This window comes from Sphaerisporangium fuscum (genome assembly GCF_018531465.1).
Taxonomy (GTDB): Bacteria; Actinomycetota; Actinomycetes; order Streptosporangiales; family Streptosporangiaceae; genus Sphaerisporangium; species Sphaerisporangium fuscum.
Window position 1 is genome coordinate 87,996 of the sequence record NZ_JAHDTF010000029.1, and the last position, 19,789, is coordinate 107,784.

The 19,789-nt window shown below is 70.3% G+C and carries 20 protein-coding genes; 5 read left to right on the forward strand and 15 right to left on the reverse strand.

Translation table 11 applies throughout. The features are described from left to right. Nucleotides 1-77: 77 nt before the first annotated feature. Nucleotides 78-503 (reverse strand): MarR family winged helix-turn-helix transcriptional regulator, encoded by a 426-nt coding sequence (locus tag KIK05_RS33190; RefSeq protein ID WP_214414798.1) that lies wholly within the window; start codon nt 501-503, stop codon nt 78-80. Between the two features lie 90 nt (nt 504-593). Here KIK05_RS33190 and KIK05_RS33195 point away from each other — a divergent pair, with 90 nt between their 5' ends. Continuing rightward, nucleotides 594-1,325, forward strand: a complete 732-nt coding sequence (locus KIK05_RS33195) for an SDR family NAD(P)-dependent oxidoreductase (RefSeq protein WP_250563866.1) — start codon at nt 594-596, stop codon at nt 1,323-1,325. Between the two features lie 653 nt (nt 1,326-1,978). Here the strand turns inward: KIK05_RS33195 and KIK05_RS49120 are convergent. The 3 genes from KIK05_RS49120 to KIK05_RS33210 all read right to left on the reverse strand — a co-directional run bounded on the left by KIK05_RS49120 (nt 1,979) and on the right by KIK05_RS33210 (nt 3,717). Next, nucleotides 1,979-2,587, reverse strand: coding sequence for a methyltransferase family protein (locus tag KIK05_RS49120; RefSeq protein ID WP_214414799.1), 609 nt, complete (start codon nt 2,585-2,587; stop codon nt 1,979-1,981). Next, nucleotides 2,584-3,099: a PadR family transcriptional regulator gene (locus KIK05_RS33205; protein ID WP_214414800.1), complete on the reverse strand. Its 516-nt coding sequence runs from the start codon at nt 3,097-3,099 to the stop codon at nt 2,584-2,586. The genes KIK05_RS49120 and KIK05_RS33205 overlap by 4 nt, the downstream gene beginning before the upstream one ends. Nucleotides 3,100-3,279: 180 nt before the next feature. After that, the gene (locus tag KIK05_RS33210; protein WP_214414801.1) at nt 3,280-3,717 is read right to left on the reverse strand and encodes a MerR family transcriptional regulator; all 438 of its coding nucleotides are present in this window, start codon (nt 3,715-3,717) and stop codon (nt 3,280-3,282) included. A 38-nt stretch (nt 3,718-3,755) separates the two neighbouring features. On the opposite strand from KIK05_RS33210, the gene KIK05_RS33215 reads away from it, so the two are divergent. Beyond that, nucleotides 3,756-4,397, forward strand: coding sequence for a class I SAM-dependent methyltransferase (locus KIK05_RS33215; RefSeq protein WP_250563867.1), 642 nt, complete (start codon nt 3,756-3,758; stop codon nt 4,395-4,397). Nucleotides 4,398-4,440: 43 nt separating this feature from the next. On the opposite strand, the gene KIK05_RS33220 is transcribed toward KIK05_RS33215, so the two are convergent. Genes KIK05_RS33220 through KIK05_RS33260 form a run of 9 tightly spaced genes read right to left on the reverse strand, consistent with a single transcriptional unit; the run spans nt 4,441 to nt 11,071 of the window. Continuing rightward, entirely contained in the window at nt 4,441-4,587 is a 147-nt protein-coding gene (locus tag KIK05_RS33220) for a hypothetical protein (protein ID WP_214414802.1), read from the reverse strand. Further along, nucleotides 4,565-5,035 carry a hypothetical protein gene (locus KIK05_RS33225; RefSeq protein WP_214414803.1) on the reverse strand — a complete coding sequence of 157 codons (471 nt, stop codon included), beginning with the start codon at nt 5,033-5,035 and terminating at the stop codon, nt 4,565-4,567. Before KIK05_RS33225 ends, KIK05_RS33220 begins: the two co-directional genes overlap by 23 nt. After that, complete coding sequence (locus KIK05_RS33230; protein WP_214414804.1) at nt 5,028-5,519, reverse strand: WXG100-like domain-containing protein; 492 nt, start codon at nt 5,517-5,519, stop codon at nt 5,028-5,030. The genes KIK05_RS33225 and KIK05_RS33230 overlap by 8 nt, the downstream gene beginning before the upstream one ends. After that, entirely contained in the window at nt 5,510-5,830 is a 321-nt protein-coding gene (locus tag KIK05_RS33235; RefSeq protein WP_214414805.1) for a hypothetical protein, read from the reverse strand. Before KIK05_RS33235 ends, KIK05_RS33230 begins: the two co-directional genes overlap by 10 nt. A 4-nt stretch (nt 5,831-5,834) precedes the next feature. Continuing rightward, nucleotides 5,835-6,275, reverse strand: a complete 441-nt coding sequence (locus KIK05_RS33240; RefSeq protein WP_214414806.1) for a hypothetical protein — start codon at nt 6,273-6,275, stop codon at nt 5,835-5,837. Beyond that, nucleotides 6,272-7,456, reverse strand: a complete 1,185-nt coding sequence (gene mtnK, locus KIK05_RS33245; RefSeq protein WP_214414807.1) for an S-methyl-5-thioribose kinase — start codon at nt 7,454-7,456, stop codon at nt 6,272-6,274. The genes KIK05_RS33240 and mtnK overlap by 4 nt, the downstream gene beginning before the upstream one ends. Beyond that, nucleotides 7,453-8,475, reverse strand: a complete 1,023-nt coding sequence (locus tag KIK05_RS33250) for an ABC transporter permease (RefSeq protein ID WP_214414808.1) — start codon at nt 8,473-8,475, stop codon at nt 7,453-7,455. The genes mtnK and KIK05_RS33250 overlap by 4 nt, the downstream gene beginning before the upstream one ends. Further along, entirely contained in the window at nt 8,472-9,992 is a 1,521-nt protein-coding gene (locus KIK05_RS33255) for a sugar ABC transporter ATP-binding protein (RefSeq protein ID WP_214414809.1), read from the reverse strand. Before KIK05_RS33255 ends, KIK05_RS33250 begins: the two co-directional genes overlap by 4 nt. Next, nucleotides 9,989-11,071, reverse strand: coding sequence for a substrate-binding domain-containing protein (locus KIK05_RS33260; protein ID WP_214414810.1), 1,083 nt, complete (start codon nt 11,069-11,071; stop codon nt 9,989-9,991). The genes KIK05_RS33255 and KIK05_RS33260 overlap by 4 nt, the downstream gene beginning before the upstream one ends. Before the next feature lie 50 nt (nt 11,072-11,121). Here KIK05_RS33260 and KIK05_RS33265 point away from each other — a divergent pair, with 50 nt between their 5' ends. Beyond that, nucleotides 11,122-11,727 carry a 1,2-dihydroxy-3-keto-5-methylthiopentene dioxygenase gene (locus tag KIK05_RS33265; protein WP_214414811.1) on the forward strand — a complete coding sequence of 202 codons (606 nt, stop codon included), beginning with the start codon at nt 11,122-11,124 and terminating at the stop codon, nt 11,725-11,727. A gap of 61 nt (nt 11,728-11,788) precedes the next feature. Here KIK05_RS33265 and KIK05_RS33270 read toward each other — a convergent pair whose 3' ends face one another. Further along, a complete protein-coding gene (locus KIK05_RS33270) occupies nt 11,789-15,754 on the reverse strand; it encodes a S8 family peptidase (protein WP_214414812.1) in 3,966 nt (1,321 codons plus the stop codon). Between the two features lie 170 nt (nt 15,755-15,924). Here KIK05_RS33270 and KIK05_RS33275 point away from each other — a divergent pair, with 170 nt between their 5' ends. Then, nucleotides 15,925-16,950, forward strand: a complete 1,026-nt coding sequence (locus tag KIK05_RS33275; RefSeq protein ID WP_214414813.1) for a helix-turn-helix domain-containing protein — start codon at nt 15,925-15,927, stop codon at nt 16,948-16,950. 37 nt (nt 16,951-16,987) lie between these two features. On the opposite strand, the gene KIK05_RS33280 is transcribed toward KIK05_RS33275, so the two are convergent. Next, nucleotides 16,988-17,926, reverse strand: a complete 939-nt coding sequence (locus KIK05_RS33280) for an urease accessory protein UreH domain-containing protein (protein WP_214414814.1) — start codon at nt 17,924-17,926, stop codon at nt 16,988-16,990. A 333-nt stretch (nt 17,927-18,259) separates the two neighbouring features. Between KIK05_RS33280 and KIK05_RS33285 the strand changes: the two genes are divergently transcribed. Continuing rightward, the gene (locus KIK05_RS33285; protein ID WP_214414815.1) at nt 18,260-19,702 is read left to right on the forward strand and encodes a recombinase family protein; all 1,443 of its coding nucleotides are present in this window, start codon (nt 18,260-18,262) and stop codon (nt 19,700-19,702) included. Nucleotides 19,703-19,789: the final 87 nt, after the last annotated feature.

Here is a 19,789-nt window from a genome sequence, read left to right on the forward strand (position 1 = left end):
ACGGCGTCGTCCAGCAGGAGCTCGGACCTGTGTGCATGTCCGTGAGGCGGAGGCGTCGACCGAGGTGGCCGCTGAGGTCAGGGGCGTAGTGCTGTTGTGGCGGATCGGAGCAGCTGGACGAGGTCGTCGCGTTGGGTGCTGGGCCAGGAGCTGAAGCGGGTGGTCAGGGTCGTGTTGATGGTGTGCTGGAATCTGCCGGTGACCGCCTCGCCCTCGGGGGTGAGATGGACGCGGGTGATCCGGCGGTCGTTGGGGTCCGGTTGGCGGGTCAGCAGGCCGCGTCGCTGAAGCCTGTCGACCAGGCCGGTGATGTTGGTCTTGTCACAGTGCAGCAGGGTTGCGAGCTCACCGAAGGACGGCTGCAGATGCTGGGCGAAGCACAGCAGTTGCGCCTGCTGGGGGGTCAGCCCCAGCTGGCGACTCGCCGTGTTGAACAGGCCGTCGATCTCCATGAAGACGCCGATCAGCGTCTCGACGAGTTTGTCATCCGGCGTGTCGGCCATGAGAGCAGTCTACCGGCTCGACAGTTGACACCCTCGACCAAATTAGTCGATGCTATGGACTATCGATAGGGTCTACTAATTGGAGAGGTCATGCGTATCGAGGATCGGGTCGCAGTCGTCACCGGCGGATCGCGCGGTATCGGGCAGGCGATCAGCGACCGACTCGCCACGGCGGGGATGCGCGTCGTCATCGGCTCCCGTGATCAGGAGACGGCCGCGCGGGCCGTGGCCCAGATCAAGGACGCGGGCGGCCAGGCCACCGCGGTCCGTGCCGACATCACCCGTCCCGAGGCGGTTAAGGAGTTGTTCGATGCGGCCGAGAGTCAGTACGGCCGGGTCGATGTGTGGGTGAACAACGCGGCCACGGCGTCCGCCGGGCCGCTGGCGCGCGCCACCGATGACGACTTCGACCAGTACCTGAACGCCAACGTGCGGGCCACGTTCGTCGCCCTGCGCGAGGCCGCGCTGCGCATCCGCGATCACGGCCGGATCATCTTGATCTCTTCCGCCCTGACTGTGTCGCCGCTGCCCGGCATGGCGCTGCTCGCCGCCAGCAAGGCCGCCGGCGACCAACTCGCCCGTACGCTGGCCTGGGAGGTGGGCTCCAGGTCCATCACGGTCAACAGCGTCCTGCCCGGCCTGACCCGCACCGACGTCATCGCCACCGTACCCCCGCACGTCATTGACGACGCCAGGGCCCGCACACCGTTGGGCCGCCTGGGCGAGCCAGCCGACATCGCCGACATCGTCGCGTTCCTGGCCTCCGACGCCGCCCGCTGGATCACCGGCCAGACCATCAACGCTGCCGGTGGCATGATCTGACGAGTTGGCGTGCGGGCAGGACCGGGTGGCGCGCAATCCCAAAAGAGCTGGGCCACGATCACCGGACCGTCCGCAGGCTGGTCACGCCGTTGCGGTGACGGTCTGGTGACCGGCGGGGTGGAGTGGGACGGTGTGCCGGGGGCGGAGTTGAACTGGGAACGCGAGGCGGGTTGTCACGGACGGCGTTCGCCCGCCGGTTCACCGCCCTGGCCGGGCGGCCACCGCTGACATACCTGACCTGGTTCTGGTCCGTCCCTCTAGAGACGGACGCCCCTGGAAGGCCACACACCCCTGTCCCCCGCTGGGCGTCTCCCTTCCAGGGACGTCACGACCTCCGACCGGACGATCGTCGTGCTGCGCGGAGTACTGTTCGGCAAGGCACGTCGATGGAACGAGTCGGGACGCCTCCAGGACAAAGGAGGTCATCGTGAACAGCTGGACCAACGCGGCCGTCCGCCCGGGTTACTTCCAGGATTTCCACGGCATTCTGCCTCTGGAACGACCCCGCCCCCAGACCCAACCTCATCTAGAACTGACCGGCGAGGCCGCAGGCCGGGCCCGCTGTTCGCGCCCATGATCTTCACGATGCCGGGCCCGCCACTCGGGCGATGACTGAGCCCTTCCGAGGCGATAGAGCGCTCGAGCGGACGAGCTCAGCGTTTTGGCCGGCGCGTCCGGTCACCAGACCGCTTACCAATGAAGGGGATGAGCGCACCCGTTCTGGCACGGTAGTCCGAATAGCCGGGCAGCCTCTGCTCGAGCAACCGCTCCTCAGCGATGATCCGCCGCCAGTACGCCCAGCCCAGCAGCGCCGCGATGGCCGCGACCGCGAGAGCGGTGCGAGAGGTGAGAGCGAACCCAGTCCAGATCAGCAACGAGCCCGCGTACCCGGGGTGCCGGACCAGGCGGTAGGGCCCGGTCTGGACGGCGTGGTGTTCATCGCCTTCGGTGCGCAGAGTGCGGGAGTAGAAGCGGCCGAGTGTTCGCATCGACCATCCCCGCAGCGACAATCCCGCCACCTGGACAACCAGGCCGGCAGGAGCCAGGAGCAGCGGAAGTGATCCCCACGGGAGGAAGCGCAGGAACGGAGTCACGCATGCGGCTACCGTGTAGGCCACGACGATCAGGAGGGTGGTGCCCCGGTCGTCGCTCGAGGCGTCCAGGCTGGAGGCGGTGCCGGCGTTGCGGGTCAGCGCCTCCAGAGCGAAGAAGCCCGCCAGCCCCGCGTATCCGGCCAGGAACCACCACGTCCCGGCGCTCACGTGTCCGCCTTGGCCAGCATGCGCATCTCTTGCAGCCACGATCGTTCTGACTCGCAGCGGCGGATCAGCTCCTGAGTGACCAGCGAGCCCCACTGATCATCACGCGCACCCTCGTCCAAGGACCGCAGGTGTGCCATCCGCGCCAGGACGGCCGCATCCCGGGCGTCCAGCACGCCCAGCCGCTCGCTCGGCTCCAACAGGGCGAAGTGGGCCAGGCGGCAGAGGAATTCCGCCTGGTCACCGGCGATTTCGGGCGGAAGCTCGGCCAGCATCTCGTGCAACATTTCCCGTCCGACGTCGGTGATCTCATACACGTGACGCGGCGGACGTTTCTGCTGCATCTGCGCGGTCTTGACCACCGCGCCGGCCTCCTCCATGCGGCGCAGCGCCGGATACAGGGAGTTGTTATGCAGGACGAAACCGGTATCGGCTTCGACATGCTTGCGCAGTTGGTAGCCATGCGCCGGCGACTGCGCCAGATGCCGAAGTATCAACACGTCCACATACGACATATCGTCCAGTGTGACATAGGTCAAGCTGGACGAAGCCGAGAACCGTCAGGGCTCAAGCGAGGGCCGGCCCTCTCTCTGGCCGGCGCTGCAGCAGCCACATCAGGGTCGGCGAACTGGTGCAGAGCCGTCATCCCTGCGATCTCGCGCGCCGGCGGCGAGGGGCACATCTCGACGGCGAGGTCAGTGCGAGTGGATCTCATCGTGTGCCTCTTCGAGAGAAGATCCGGCCAGGAGCGCCGCGACTCCACCGGTGAAGTTGGCGCACTCGAAGATGTCCTCGTGCGGGCAGGCCAAGCCATGGGCGATGGCGGTCCGTGCCACCTGAGCCCGGGCGATCCGCTGGTCCAGCTCACCGAGCTTGCGTCGGTACAGCTCCCGCCAGCCGTCGCCGTCCGGCGAACGAGACGCGAGGAACGCTTTGACCTCCCGCAACGTGAAACCGACATCTCGCAGCAACAAGACCACACCGACCAGCTCGACCGCCGACGGCGGATAACGCCGCTGGCCTGACACCCGGGCCGGTGCCGGCAGCAGGCCGAGCTCCTCCCAGTAGCGCAGCGCCGAAGTGGCGACACCGGTACGGCTCGCCAGCTCACCGATCGTCAACTGCTCACCCATTTGACTTCAAGCGTACTTGAAGCCGTTGACTGACGATCATGCAGACAGCAGGCAAATCTCTCAAGCAACGCGCGCTCGGATACCTGGTGAGCCAGGCGCACCGCCCCCGGGGCCTCGTCGGGTGGGCGAACGGCTGGATGTTCGCTCATCGCCCCTCCAACCGGAAGCGCAACATCTGGGCGGTGTCGTTGCTGGACGTGCGGCCCACCGACCGGGTGCTCGAGATCGGCTTCGGCCCCGGCATCGCCATCGCCGAGCTCGCCGGCCGCGCCACCCGGGGCCACGTCTACGGCGTCGACCACTCCCAGGCCATGGTCCGGCAGGCGGCCCGGCGCAACGCCGCCGCCGTCCGCGCCCATCGCGTGCACCTGACGTGCGCCTCCGTGGAGCGGTTGCCGAGTTTCGGCGATCCGCTCGACGCCATCCTCGCCGTCAACTCCGTGGGGTTCTGGCCCGATCCGGTGGAGCGGCTCGGCGCGCTGCGCCGCCTGCTCCGCCCCGCGGGACGCATCGCGCTGGTCAGCCAGCCCCGCTGCCCCGGCGCCACCCGGGACACCACGGCCCTAGCCGCCCAAGAGCTCCAGGACCTGCTCACCCAGGCCGGCTTCACCCTGATCCGGGTCGAGACCCTCGAGCTCGACCCGCCCGTCGCCTGCGTGCTCGCCGGCAATCCGAGTTGACCGAGTTGTCCTGCCCATGCGGTGGTTGCTCGGGGCGCGGGAGTCATTCCTCTTCGTCGTCGGCGGCGTCGCGTTGTTTCTTGAGTTCCTCGGCCAGTTGCTTCGCCCAGGCGAGGCGTTCTTCTTCCGGGAGGTCGAAATAGCCCTCCGGCAGCGCGGCGTGGATCTTACGCCTCCTCCAGAAAACCACCGGCACCTCCCGTGTTGATGTAGTCGCGGGTCTTCACGTCGTAGATGGCGATCTGGTCGGTCTCCCTGGCCAGCTTCACCGCCTTGGTGCGTCTGCGGAGGTTCATGGACGGTTCCAGCCACATCTTTTCGTCTTCTATCCAGCATCCCAGATAGATGTCCTTGCGGTTCTCGAAGACGTCCCGGTTGGCGTGCAGGTAGCGGTCGATGGCGCGGGCCGCGGCCTTCGGGTCGTCGAGGATGCTCTCGGGGAACTGGGCCGTACGGCCCGTGGTGGCCACCATGTAGCCCCGGGTGGGCAGGCGGCCGGTGGCCGGGGACCAGGAGAACCCGCCGGTGCGGCGGGCGTCCCTGACCAGGCCACCCAATGGCACCGGCCGCGCCCGCTGGAAGAACCTGGCGGCGCGGCGGGCGATGAACCCGGCCGCGCCCGCCGGGACCCTACGCAACCAGCACCCGCGACGCCTGGTCGCCCGCCAGTTTCAGCATCAGGCGGGTGATCTGCTTCTGGGCGGGGATCGTCAGCAGCGAACCCCCGGAGGTGGCCACCGCCGAGGCCTGCGCGAGGCGGATCCTGACCAGCAGCAGGACGAGCTGGACGATGATCACGACCTTGAGGGCTCGCACGAGGGCGGCGGCGAGCATGAGGCAGACCGCCACGATCCGCGCCCCGGTGCCGCCTCCCGCCACCACGGCGCGCGGCGCGTTCTCGCCGGTCCAGGCGGACAGGAACGTGCCGATCGCCTCCCCCTCGTTGCCGCGCCGCACGGCCTCGGCCAGGTCGTCCGCCTGGCCGACGATCCCGTCGAGCCGGCCGCCGAAGCCGATCCAGGCCGTCGCCATGCGCTGCAGCCCGTCCTCGTCGACCTCCGGCCACAGGTAGCCGAGCTCGTTCAGAAGGCCCGTCAGAGCACCGGGCAGCTTCACACCCACCGCGCCGCCCTCTCCACGCGCCCGGTACGCCAGAGACTGTCCTGCTCGGCGCCCTCGTACCGGGCCGCGGCGACGGTGAGCTGCTCCCCGCGGCCGTCCAGGGAGGTGACCGCCGAGCGCACGGACCCGACCGCGATCTCGTGCATGGCGTCGCAGGCCACGCCGATCATGGCGCTGATGTCGTCGCTCTGCGGGATGGGCCCTTCGGCCGAGATCGCGGCGAGCAGTTCGTCGAGCGCCGCCCGTAATTCGCCGGCCGTGTCGCCCGCCCCGGCTCCCGCCTTTCGCAGTGCTGTCCGCCGGATGTCCACGGCGTCATCCTCCGTTTCGCCTTTCGAGCTGCCTGAGTACATCGGTGATCGTGTCGGCGAGAACCCCGAACCTGGCGGCGGCGAGGTCCTGGAGTTCGCGGAGTTCCGCCGGCAGGGTGTCCAGATCGGGGACGGCCTGCCGGCCCGCCGCGCCGGCCAGCCCTTCCAGTGCCTCGTTCACGCTGCCGAGGATCAGCTCCGCCAGCTCGGCGGAGTCGAGCCGCCGGACCCGCGGATCCAGGTCCAGGCACGCGAGCCGGGGGCCGCTCGCCGTCAGGACGGCCTCGGCGCGCACCGCCCCGTCCCGCCTGCCGGCCTGGTGCCGCACCTCCGGCAGGTCGGGCGGGCTCGCGGTGACCGATTCCAGGGCCCGTCTGGTGGCCTCGATCAGCCGGTCGAAGTCGTCCGCGCCCAGGTCCCCCGTCACCCCGACGCCGCCGCTCACCGGTCGGCCGCCTCGCCGAGCACCTGGCCGACCCGGTCGAACAGCGGTTTCGGCTCGCCCCGCCGCGCCTCGCCGGTCAGCAGGAGCCGGGCCGCCGCGAGCACGGCGCGGATCGCGCGGACGCGCAGCTCTTCCGGCAGGCCCTCGATGTCGCTGACCGAGGAGAAGCCGATGACCCGGCGGGCCGCCTTGGCGGCGGCGAACACCACGGCGTCGCCGTACACCTTGCCGAGGTAGGGGTCGAGGTCGATGACGCGCGGGTCGGCCCGTCCCGGCCACAGCGTGGCGAACTCCTCGGCGAACCCCTGCCAGGTCTCCCCCGCCTGCGCCAGCACCCACCCGGCCTGCGCGTCGTCGCCGAGGACGAGGGCGCGGGCGGCGGCCAGCACGTAGTTGCCCCACAGCGCCCCGATGTCGAAGCCGACCGGGCCGTAGAAGGCGAACTCCACGTCGAAGGCGCGCGCCGAGCGCGGCTCGTCGCGCACCAGGACCGAGCCGGTGTGCAGGTCGCCGTGGATGAGCGCCTCGGCGTGCGTCAGGAAGGCGAGCTTGGCCGCGCCGATCGCCGCCCGGACCTCGGGGTCGCCCGCGTACGCCGCGACGTCGGCCTGGTTGCCGGGCAGGATCCGGTTGTGCTCGTGGGTGATGTACGGCTCGGTGAAGACGAGGTCCTCGGTGATCTCGCACAGCTCCGGATTGGACGAGGCGACGAGCGCCTCCTTGTACGGCTTGGCCCCCAGCCCGAACACCGAGGTGCCGAAGGCGACCTTGGCGACGTACCTGCCGAGTTCGCCCGCCACCCCCTCGTGCCGCAGCCCCTCGTTGAGCGCGCCGCGCCACACGCGGTGGTCCGAGAGGTCCTCGATGGCGATGACGTGCCGCGCCGGGTCGGCGTCGTGGATCTCGGGGACGAGCCCGGGGGCGACGCGGTTGTGCACGCGCAGGGCGCGTGCCTCGATGCCGTTCCGCTCGGGGGTGATGGGCCAGGTGGGGTCCACCCGGACGTACGGCAGGGCCTGCTTGAGCACCAGGCCCCCGCGCTCGGCCTCGACGACGAACACGAGGTTGAGGTTGCCGTCGCCCACCTCCCGCACCTGCCGTACGGCCCCGAATTGGGCGAGGGCCGGCCGCTCGGCGACGTAGCCGGGGACCGTCTCCACGGTGAGCACCTCGTAGCTCAACGGTTCCTCCTGAGCGTGTAACTGGTCACCAGCGCGCCGACGAGCAGCGCGCCCTGGACGAAGGTCTGGGCGTAGTAGGGCGCGTTCAGCATGGTCAAGCCGTTGATCATCACGCCGGTGAACAGCGCGCCGACCACGGTCCCGATCGCGTTGGGCCGGTTGGCGCCCAGCACGGCGAAGCCGATCAGCGCCGCGCCCACCGACTGCAGCAGGTACGGGTCCCCGGCGCCGACGTCGCCCCGGCCGAGCCTCGCCGACAGAAGGATCCCGGCCACGGCCGCGCACAGCCCGGACACCGCGTACGCCAGGGCGCGGTAGCGCGCGACGCGGATGCCGGCGAGCCGGGCCGCCTCGGGGTTGCCGCCGATGGCGTACAGGGCGCGGCCCCACCGCGTGTGGGTGAGCAGCACGTGGACGGCGGCGGCCAGCAGGGCGAACACCACCACGGCGACGGGCACCGAGGCGATCGTGCCGCCGCCGAGCCAGGCGAATCCCTCGGTGTACCGGCCGGGGGCGGGGACGCCGTCGACCGTCATGCCCGGCGCGACCGACTGGCCGCCGGTGACGATCAGCGCCAGCCCCTGGAACAGGAACAGCGTCCCGAGGGTCGCCACCAGGTCGGGCACCCTGGCGACGACGGTGAGCAGCACGTTCACCCCGGCGACGAGCAGCCCGGTGAGCAGGCCGGTCACGATGGCGGTGCCGCCGGTGAGGTTGAACCTCACCATGGTCAGCGCGGTCACCATGACGACCGCGCCCACGCAGGCCCCGGCCGACAGGTCGAAGCCGCCGGTGGTCATCGAGACGGTGACGCCGAGCGCGACGATGCCGACCACGGCCACCGACTGCAGGACGACCAGCGCGTTGGGGTAGGTGGCGAACGCGGGCCGCAGGAGGGAGAACAGGACGAGCATGGCGGCGAGCACCACCAGCAGCCCGTACCGGTAGGCGAGGGCCGCCGCGCCGGACGCCACGCGCCGGGACGAGATCCGGCCCTCACCTTGGGATGTCGTGATCACGCCGGGACTCCTTCGCCCGTGCCGGACATCAGGGCGGCCAGGCGTTCGGCGGTCGTCTCGGCGACGGGCAGTTCGCCCGCGGGGCCGCCCTCGTGCAGCACGAGCACCCGGTCCGCCAGCCCGATGAGCTCCTGGGGGTCGCAGGACGCCACGACGACGCCCATCTCGCGGGCGTGCTCGCGTACGACGCGGCCGATGTCGGCCCTGGCGCCCACGTCCACCCCCCGGAACGGTTCGTCGAGCAGCAGCAGCCGCGGCGTCCCCTCCAGCCATCGGCCGACGACGACCTTCTGCTGGTTGCCGCCGGACAGCGCCTCGATCGGCGCCTCGATCCCGGGGCCGCGTACGCCGAACAGGTCGGCGACGCGCCGGGCGGCGGCGGTCTCCGACCGTGGCGCCAGCAGCCCGGCGCGACTGTGGGCGCGCAGCCATGGCAGGGTGACGTGGGCCCGTACGGACCAGCCGGGGACGACGGCCTGCGCGGCCCGCTCCTCGGCGGCGAAGGCGACGCCCGCCTCGATGGCGGCGCGCGGGTCCGTCGGCCGGTACGGCGCCCCGTCGAGCAGCAGCCGCCCCGACAGCAGCGGCCTGGCTCCGGCGAGCTGCTCCAGCAGCTCGGTCTTTCCCGCCCCGACCAGCCCGGTCACGCCCAGCACCTCCCCCGCGCGCACCCGCAGCCCGAACTCACGTCCGCCCGGCACGGCCCGCACCCCTTCGGCGACCAGCACCTCGCGGGCGGGACCGCCGACCTCCGCTCCGGGGGGACGCGGGGCGGAGCCGGGTTCCGTGGCGGCCACCGGGCCCAGCATCGCCGTGACGATGGCGGCCCGGTCCGGCGGCGCGGTGAACGTACGGACCACTCGGCCGTCGCGCAGGACGACCACCCGGTCGCACAGCGTCTCGATCTCCGACAGCCGATGTGAGACGTACAGGACCGCCACGCCCGTGGCGGCGGCCTGCTTGACCCGGGCGACCAGCGCGTCCGCCTCGACGGCCGACAGAGTGGAGGTGGGCTCGTCGAGGATCAGCAGCCGGGCCCGGCGCGACAGGGCCCGCGCGATGACGATCTGCTGCCGCGCGCCGGCGGGCAGCGTCTCGACCGGTGCGTCCAGCGGCAGCCCGAGCCCCGGCGCGACGGCGGACGCGGCGGCCCGCACCCGGGCGCGGGTCTGGAACCATCCTGGGGCGCCACCGCCTCCGGCCAGGGAGTCGAGGGTGAGGTTCTCGGCGACGGTGGCCCCGAAGACGACGCCGTCGTCGATGTTCTGGTGCACCGTCTGCACCCCGGCCGCCTGCGCGTCCAGGGGACCGGCGAACGACAGGGACCGCCCGTCGAACGACAGCGTGCCCGAGCTGGGCTTCGCCGCACCGGAAAGGATCTTGATGAGCGTGGACTTACCCGCCCCGTTCGTCCCGACGAGCCCCACGATCTCCCCGGGCCTGACCTCCAGGTCGACCGAGGACAGCGCGGCGGTCCCGCCGTACACCTTGGAGAGCGAGGTGACCGCGAAGGTCACGACGCCGCCCAGGGCACCCGCGCCACGTCGGGCGTCGCGAGGGAGGGGAAGGCCTTGGTGAGCTGTTCGACGCCGGTGATGCCCGCGTCGCGCAGCCCCTTCTGCGTGATCAGCGTGGGCGGGACGGTGAGCTTGTGCTCCACCTGCGAGCCCGCGACCAGCAGCGCCGCCGCGCGTACCGCGACGCGGCCGACGTTGGACGGGTCGGTGGCCGAGGTGGCGACCCACGGGCTGCCCGGCTCGGTGATGACGCCGATGTCGGCCGTGGAGACGTCCGCGCCGTAGATCTTCACCTTGTCGCCCAGGCCGAGCTCCTTGACGGCCAGCGCGGCGCCCTTGGCGAACTCGTCATAGGGGGCGAAGATCGCTTTGGCGCCCGGATGGGCCTGGAGGGCCGCCTTGGCCTGGTCGGCGACCGCCGAGGCGGTCGAGCTGTTGACCACGCCGATCTGGGCGACCTGCTTGATGCCGGGGTTGTCCTTCTTGAACCGGTTCCAGGTCTCGTCGCGCCGGTCGAGCGGCGCGAACCCGGCGACGTACACGTAGACGACCTCACCCGAGCCCCCGGTGTCGGCCTTCAGCGCGCCGAGGGCCTGCTCGGCGATCTGGTGGTCGTCCTGGTCGAGGGTGATGGCGCCGGGGGTGCCGGGGTCGACGTCGAAGGCGACGAGCGGGATCTTCGCGTCGGCGGCCTTCTTGATCGCGGGCTGGACGGTCTGGGCGAACCCGTGGTCGACGATGATCGCGTCGCTCTTGGAGGTGACCGCCTGCTCCAGGTTGAGGGCCTGCTTGTCGTTGTTGCCGTCGCCGCTGGAGACCTCCAGCTTGACGTTGAGGGCCTTGGCCTCGGCCTGTGCGCCGGCGAGCCACTGTTCGAAGTAGTCGCCTGAGGAGAGCTGCCGGACCAGGGAGATCCGCACGTCGCCGGAGGCGAATCCGGCGGGCGCGGACGCCGCCGGCGTGGCGGCGGAGCTGGTGGAGGAGGCGGACGGAGCTGATGGAGCGGCGGCGGGCGTGCCCTGCGAGCAGCCCGCCAGGGCGAAGAGGGCCACAACGCCCACGAGTCGTGCACGGTTCACACCAGCGGACTATATCCGACATTTCATGCATGTATTGTAGGCTTTAGTTCATGACATACCTCACCGTGTACACCGACGGCGACGAGCCCGAGACGCTCCTGCAGACCGAGGACGCCGCGGAGATCGCGGCGGCCCTGAAGGAGATCGACGTCGTGCTGCGCCACTGGCAGGTCGTGGCGGACCTGCCCGAAGACGCCGGCCAGGAGGAGATCCTCGACGCCTACCGCGCCGAGATCGACCGCGTCATCGCCGAGGAGGGCTACACCTTCGTCGACGTGGCCCGGCTGCGCCCCGACGGCGGCGCCGACTGGCCGGAGCGGGCGTCGGCGGCCCGGCAGAAGTTCCTGAACGAGCACACCCACGACGACGACGAGGTCCGCTACTTCGTCTCCGGCTCCGGCATCTTCTACCTGCACACCGGCGGCAGGGTGCACGCGGTGCTGTGCGAGGCGGGCGACCTGCTGAGCGTGCCGAAGAACACCACGCACTGGTTCGACATGGGCACCGAGCCCGACTTCACCGCCATCCGCTTCTTCCACGACGACGACGGCTGGATCGGCGACTTCACCGGCGACCCCATCTCGCGGCGGATCCCCGACTTCGACACCATCACCGCCACCCGCCTCTCCCGCCGGCCCGCCCCCGGCCTCGGGTAGGCGAGAAGGACTCCGGGCCCATGCCGCCTGTGTGGTCGGCGGCATGGGCCCGGTCTCGGGGTCACTTCACGAGGTACGCGTCCGTGACGGTCTGCTGGACGGTGTTGCCGGCGGTGTCCTTGGCCTCGGTCCGGATGCTGACCGGCCCGGCCGCGGACGGGTTGCGCACCACGGCCCGGTAGGAGCCGTCGAGCCAGGGCAGCACCGTGGCCGCGGTCCAGTGGGCGCCGTGGTCGGCCGACGTCCACACCTTCAGCGAGGCCGTACGGCCGCCGCCCTCAGGGGTGACCGCGAAGGTGTGCGGCAGCCCCGCCCTGACGGTGTCGTCCTGCGGCAGGCCCAGCCGGTAGCGCAGGTGGATGATCGGCAACCGGCCGCACGCCTGCTTGTCACCCCAGACCGTGGCGTCCAGGCACGGGTAGGGCGCGTCACCGGAGGCCGGGCGGGCGGTCCGGAACGTCCAGGTGGACTCGACGGACGTGCCGGGGTGCTTGGCGGCGAACCCGTCCTTCCACACGTCGGTCAGCTTGTAGGTGGCCGTCCCGGCGGGCGCGGTGTAGTACGGCAGGCCCAGGTCGTCGTACTGCGGCCGTACCTCGGCCCCGTCCCCGCCGTACAGGTGGACCTCCTCGGTGCCGGAAGCGCCCTGGTAGACGTGGGTGGGGTCGGAGGCGTCGGTGTAGTACCCGAGCCCGGCGGCGCTCAGCGTGCGGAGCCGGAGCCGGTCACCCTGGCGGCAGGCGTCGCAGTACAGGTTCGGCCGCAGGACCGTCGGCAGGCCGGGGCCGTCCGCGGCCTGGGTGGGGATCAGCGCCTCGTTCCAGTGCTCCTGCTCGTGGGCCGGGCGGGTGAAGCCCCGGAAGGAGTCCGCGTCGCGGTGCTCGCCGGTGGCGAAGTCGTAGAAGGTGAATCCGCGCTCCCACATCACCTCCGGGCCGGTGACGTTGTAGAACTCGGTCCGGGTCGCCGGCGCGGTGAAGCTGTGCGACGCGCGGATGCTGAGCGTCTGGTCGCGAGTGTAGGTGTGGTCGACCTCCAGGAAGTTCCGCTGCGGTCCCCATTCGCCCTGCGGGGCGGGGAACTGCGCGTGGTAGGTGGTGTCGACGCCGACCAGCTCGTTCTCCTTCGGGCTGAAGTCCATGCGCTGCGGCACGCGCCCCTTGAGGTGGTAGGCCAGCTTGTACTCGTACGGCGCGGTCGGCTGGGCGTTCAGGTCCGCCTCCAGGCGCGGCCTGCGGGTCAGGGCCGTGCCCAGTTGAGCGGCCTCCCCGGCGTCGAGCCACAGCAGCGGGATCTTCATGTGGTCGTGGTAGGCGGCGGCGTCCATGACCCACGCCAGGCGGTTGGCGGTGATCACGCCGGCGGCGCCGCCCTTGGCCGCCAGGTCCATGTCGGTGATCAGGTCCGCCAGCGTGGTGGTGCCGGACAGCACGAGCCTGCCCCGCACGTCCCGGCCGGCGCGAAGGTCCTCGCCGGTGGCCAGGCCGAGGCGGCGGTCGGCGGCGAACTTCGGCACCACGGCGTTGTCCTCCGTGACGTACGCCGGGTGGAGCCGCAGGCCGGGCACGGCCAGCTCGACCTGCGGGGCGCGCCGGATCTGGTCGAACACGAACGTCGAGGCGCCCACGGTCGGTGTCTTCGCCGACGGGGAGACCCACAGGTAGCCGGGCACCACGTTCGGGTAGCTGTTCACCCCGGCGGCCCCGTACAGGCGCCCGGCGGCGGTCGTCCGGGCGTACATGTAGTCCATGGTCACGGGTATCGAGGCGCGGGGCGTGGTGACGCGGATCGGCACGGCCTTGGTGGCGTCCAGGGTGACCTCGGCGTCCCCGTCGAGGCGGATCTCCGGGTCGAACAGGATGCCGAACTGCAGGCGCCGCTCCGGCTCGGAGTACCACAGGAGCTGGCTGCTCACCGTGTACAGGCCGCCGTGCGCGAGCCGCACCTCGGCTTCGAGGGTGTTCGGGGTGTCGGTGGTCTTCACGCCGCCGATGCTGTAGGCGACGGGCTCGCCGTCCAGCGCCGGGTCGGTGTCGTTGATCCTGATGACGCTCAGCGTCTGGGGGCTCATCACCCAGTCCGGGCTGCCGACCAGCCGCAGCTTCAGGGTGTCCTGCTCGGCCTCCTTGTGGAAGGCGAGGGGGATGGTCACCGTGGCGTCGCCGCCGGTGGCGGCGAGCCGGCCCTCGTACCAGCCGGGCTCGCCGAGCGTCGGCTCGACCGTGAGCTCGGCGGTCGCGGTCCCGCCCGCCGGGACGGTGAGCGAGGACGGCGTGACGGCCGCCATCCCGGACGGGGCGGGCTTGCCGCCGCGGGCCAGGGCGGCCGACAGGGCCAGGGTGACGGGCTCCTTGCCGGTGTTGCGGTAGGTGATCTTCTTGGTGAGCGTCTGGCCGGTGTAGGGGTCGGTGAACGCGGCGGACACCGTGGAGACGTCGGCGAAGACCTGCTGCTTCACGGCCCGGCCGATGTCGAGCCGCCCGGAGCCCTGCTCGTACGGGCTCAGCCCGAGGGGCTTGGCGGTGCCCACGAGGGCGTCCTTGAGCTGGTGGGCGGTCCAGTCGGGGTGCTCGGCGGCGAGGATGCCCGCGGCGGCCGCCACGTGCGGGGTGGCCATCGAGGTGCCGGACGCCTTGGTGTAGTTGTCGTCGATAGGACCGCCGCCGCTGCTGCTCCCCTCGCCGAGCGAGGTTCCGGCGGCGCGGGCGGCGATGATGTTCACGCCGGGGGCGGTGATCTCCGGCTTGATCGCGAAGTCGCCCAGGCGGGGGCCGCGGCTGGAGAACGACGCGATCGCGTCCGTGGAGTCGACGGCCCCGACGGTGAGGGCCTCGTCGGCCGCGCCGGGCGCGGCGACGGTGAAGCGGCCGGGCCCGGAGTTGCCGGCGGCGACGACGAAGAGCGTGCCGTACTCGGCGGTCAGCTCGTCGGCCGCCTGGCTGAGCGGGTCGGTGCCGTCGGTGGCGGTGTTGCTGCCCAGGCTCATGTTGACCACCCGGGCGTGCTGGGAGGCCGCCTGCCACTGCATCGCGGAGATGATCTCGGAGTTGGTGCCGCTGCCGGTGTCGTCCAGCGCCTTGGCGATGCTCAGCTTGGTGCCCGGCGCGACGCCCTTGTACCGGCCGCCGGAGGCCGCGCCGCTGCCGGCGATGATGGACGCGACGTGGGTGCCGTGGCCGTGGCCGTCGGCGGGGACCTCCGGGTCACCTCCGCCGGGCCGGCCGGCGGGGATGAAGTTGTGGGCCGCGACGACCCTTCCCTGCAGGTCGGGGTGCTTGGCGTCGATGCCGGTGTCGATGATGCCGACCGTGGCGCCCGTGCCGTCGTACCCGGCGGCCCAGGCTTCCGGTGCGCCGATCTGCGGGCCGCTGACGTCGTCGAGGGCCTTGACCTTGCCGTCGAGCCACACCTTGCGCAGCCCGCCGCCGAGGGCGGGCCGGTCCGCCTTCAGCCGCGCCTCCAGGGACGCCTTGCCGCTGACGGTCTGCCAGAACGAGCCGGCCTGCTTCTTGTCCACCTTCAGGGCCGCGCCGTCGATGCTCTGCAGGACCAGGGTGTCCTCGCCGCCCTTGAGCGAGCGGGCCTTGCCCGCGAGGTCGGCGGCCTTCACCTGCGGCTGGTACTGGACGATGACCGGGAGCCGGTCGGTGGCGGTGTCGGCGTAGCCGTTGGCGGCGAGGTAGTCGACGTTGAACAGTTCCTTGTCCAGCAGCCCCGCGTCCACGTAGCGCCGGGCATCGGCCGGGATCACGTAGTACCCGTGGGCGTCCCGCTCGGCCTGGTAGGTCTGCGACTCCCGGCCGGGGCCGAGTTCCACGCCGACCGACGCGCGCCCGGCGGCGTCCTTGGCGTAGATGACGGTGTCGCCGGTGACCAGGGTGATCCTGGCCTGCGGCGTTCCGGCGACGACGGGCGGCGGCTGCTTGGCCGTGGCCGCCGAGGCCGATCCGGGCGGCGTGACGAGCGGCAGGGCCGCGAACGCCGCGAGTACGGCCACGAGCGCGTGGCGTCGGGGGGAGGGCAGCATTCCTTCGACACTCTCCAGACGGGGAGACGTCCGGCCGCCGCGGGCCGGACGCGGTGGAGATCGTTATAGGTCTGACCTAATCTGGGAAACGATCACGGCACAAGTGCGCCGACCGGGCCAGAACCCGCCATATGGCGGTATGCCGCCACATGTGCAGGAAGGGCGACGTCATGCTGGAAGCGATCGGACTGTCACCGGCCGAGAGCCGCCTGTACGCGACCCTCGTCGAGAACCCGCGGTCCTCGGCCGCCGAGCTCGCGATGTACTGCGGCGTGTCGACACCGCTGGCGGCCCGCGCGCTCGCGCTGTTCGCCCGGCGCGGCCTGGCGAGCAGGCTTCCCGGGCGGCGCGCCCGGTACGTCGCGGTGTCCCCGGACATCGCGATCCAGCCGATGCTCAGCCGCCGCGAGGAGGAACTGCACCAGGTGCGGGCGGCCATCCGGGAGCTGACCACGACGTATCACCGCGCGTCCCGCTCCACCACACACCCCGCCGAGCAGGTCGAGGTGGTCACCGGGAGCGAGAACATCATCAGCCGGGCGTACGCGCTGCAGGACAGCGCGCAGCGGACGTTCCGCAACATCGAGAAGCCGCCGTACGTCATGCCGAGCTTCATGAGCAACGTCGACCGCGAGCACCGGATGCTGCGCGCCGGCGTCGACTACCGCAGCCTGTACGACGTGGAGTCGCTGACGCCCGCGGAGAAGCTCGACCAGATCCGGATCGCGTGCGCGCTCGGCGAGCAGGCGCGGGTGGTCACCGACGCGCCGCTGAAGCTGTGGATCGCCGACGAGGCGCTCGCGCTGATCCCGATCCGCAACGGCAACTACCCCATCGACACGGCGTTCGTGCTGCACCCCTCGGCGCTGCTGGACGCGCTCATCGCGCTGTTCGAGCTGGAGTGGCGGCGCGGCTTCCCGTTACGGACGGCCATGCGGCCCGGGGGCCCCTTCCGGGGCGGGGCCGGGCGGGCGGCCGAGGCGGCGGCGGGCCCTTCGGAGGCCGCCGCCCCGGACGAGCTGACCAGGAGGCTGCTGGCGCTGCTGGCCGCCGGTCACACCGACGAGGGCATCGCCCGCGCGCTGGGGCTGGGCCTGCGCACGGTGCAGCGCCGCATCCACGACCTGATGCGGGAGCTCAACGCGATCACCCGCTTCCAGGCCGGCATGGCGGCCCGGGAACGCGGCTGGGTCTGAGCCGTCGTCCCCGGGAAGCGGCGGAGTCCTGACACCGTCACCAGGGCATGGTGGGGTACCACCCGTAGCCGAACATCGCCGGGAGCCGGACGTCCCAGTACAGCACGGTGAACGCGCCGGCGACGATGAAGGCGGCGGCGGTCACGCGGATGAGGCGGCCGGGCTCGGCCCGCAGCCACCGGCCGAACCGGCCCCTGCCCACCAGCACGAGCAGCGCGAACAGCACGCCCATCACCACGATGTTGCCGAGGGACTGCAGGATGAACACCGCCGCGCCGTACAGCGGGTTGTGCGTCTCGGCGGCGTAGGCGAACAGTTTGTGGAACAGCGGGTACGGCCGGCCGATGAGGAACCCGCCGACCAGCCCGCCGAGCACGACCAGGCGGACGCGCGGGTACCGCCGCTCCAGGCGGGCCAGCGGGTCGGGCAGCAGGCGCAGCGCGGCGAGCCCGAGCCACACGAACGTCAGCCCGATGATCCCGAACACGACGCTCGACTGGATGAGCCGCACCGGCAGTCCGTGGCCGACCGTCGCGGGCGACAGCTGCGGTAGCCGCTCCCCCACGACCGCGCCCACCGCGCCGTACACCCCGCTGACCACGATCATGCCGGTCGCGAGCCTGCCGAGCGGGGCCGCCGTGGCGCGCAGCCGGTCCCGCCAGGAGTCCCCGTGCTCGACGAGCGGCACCACCGCGCCGAACGCCGCGACGTTGCAGGCGGTGAACGTGCCGGCCAGCCCGGACACGAACGCGAACACCGCGCCGGCGACGACTCCGCTGATGGCCGTGCCCTTGGCGTCGTGGCCGAGCAGGGTGTTGGCGACGTTGTCACCGATCACGCTGTCCACGAAGCGGAAGGACCACAGGGCGGCGACGGCCGCGCCGGCGAGCACGCTGAGGAGGACCAGCCGGGCCCGGTGCGGGGGTAAGGCGGGGTCCGCGGACAAGTGGCTGCCGGTGGAATCGGTAAGCGTCATGGCACATCCTCACGTAACGCTGGACGTCGGGACATGTGCTGATCGGTGGCCACCTGAGTGTGACTCTGAAGGCGAGATCATCCTCCGTCAAGCCACGATCTTCCCGGCCCCGGCCATCGGTTCCCCTTCCCCGCGCCATCGGCCGCGGCCACCAGGATTACAAGATCATTTGACTGTTAGACTGGGCCGTCATGGAGTTACGGCAGCTCGAATACTTCGTGGCGGTCACCAAGGATCTCTTAGTTCATACTTCGGCCTATGGCTACCTCCTCACCTCGCAGGGTCGGGGGTCGGACGCTCATCGAGCGCGACCCCGACGGTCTCACGTGGATCTTGCTGGCTCGCGAGTCGGCTAATCGCCCGGAACAGATCGAGCACCAGCTAAAAGACCTTCGTTCCTTTGTGCATGGAATCGGCGGGAAAGTCTATCGAGAAGTCACGGAACTAGAAGTTTCCTCCTACAAGAAAAAGCGCGTTCGACTTCCTGACGGCACCTGGGGATATAGGGTCGTACGCCCGGACTGGGAACAGACGCTAACGACGTTACGGCGCGGATTAGCTAATGCGCTAGCCGTTCCCGACATCGATCGAGCCACACGAGACCCACGCTTGCTCGAAGATCTCATAGAGGTGGTCGAGCATTACGGCGTATATGTCGCCAGCAGGTCAGGCAATATCGATCTGACCACAGACGCCGGTATCGACGCCGCCCGGAATCTGGTGAATCAGCGCAACCAAGAATCCCGGAATACCTCGCGCCGAGTGAACGACGGCCAGCGTCACGCAGCGCTAGAAGGAAAGAATCACGGGGGACCATACCGGCCTTTTGGTTGGCGGAAAGACCGAGTCAGGCTGAACAAGCGCGAAGCCTCACATATCAGGAGGGAATTGCCCCGCATCCTTGCAGGCGTCAAGCCGATCACCATCGCGAAGGAATGGAACCAGCGAGGGATCCCTACCGTCACTGGCGCACAATGGCGCGCAGCGACGGTCCGCAACATATTCACGAATCCGCGAATCTGTGGGTGGCGAACCTACCAAGGAGCAATCCTGCGCAATGAGTCCGGCAACCCCGTCAACGGCGTCTGGGAACCTATCCTGACCCCGGACGAATATAATGACGTTCTCGCCGCCTGGATAACGAGCGCCGATAAGCCGCCGTCGAGACTCGGGAGCATAGGACGCGGCTACCGCACCGTCTACCTTCTTTCACCATTCGTGCGCTGCGGAAAATGTTCCGCACGGATGGTAGGCATAAGACAGCGCGACCGTAACGGAAAGCTTGTCGAGAAATACCGCTGCCCCTCGAAAGGACAGGGCGGCTGCGGTGGAGTCTTCTGTGTGGCCTCACCCGTAAACGAGTACATCAAGGCACTGGTCATCGCAGAGCATAAGAAAGTACAACTTCGGAAGATGAAGAATACCCCGCCGTGGCCGAAGACGAAGGAGTTAGCGGACTTGCAAGCACGAATCGATGACATGACGAGAAAGTTCGAGAAGGGAAAAATCAGCGAAAAGCGCTACTGGCCAAGCCTGGAACGAATGGAGAAGGACGAGGCCGTACTACTGCGAGAAAAGCGTATATACGACGGGCAGCAACAGGCTCGAAAACTCGTATCGACCGATCTCGCCAAGAAGTGGGATGAGCCCGACTTTTCGATGGAACAGAAGCAGGCCGCAATAGCGCAAACCCTTAGCGCGGTCGTCATCATGTCAGTCGGCAAAGGAAAGAGAACGTTCAACCCCGATGAACGCATCAAGCCGATCTTCCGCTAGGGCGAGCGATCAGCCCACATGAATGCAAGCAAAGCATTGACCCGACCTCCAAAACGGGAGATCGGGTCTTTGCTTACTCCTCGATGT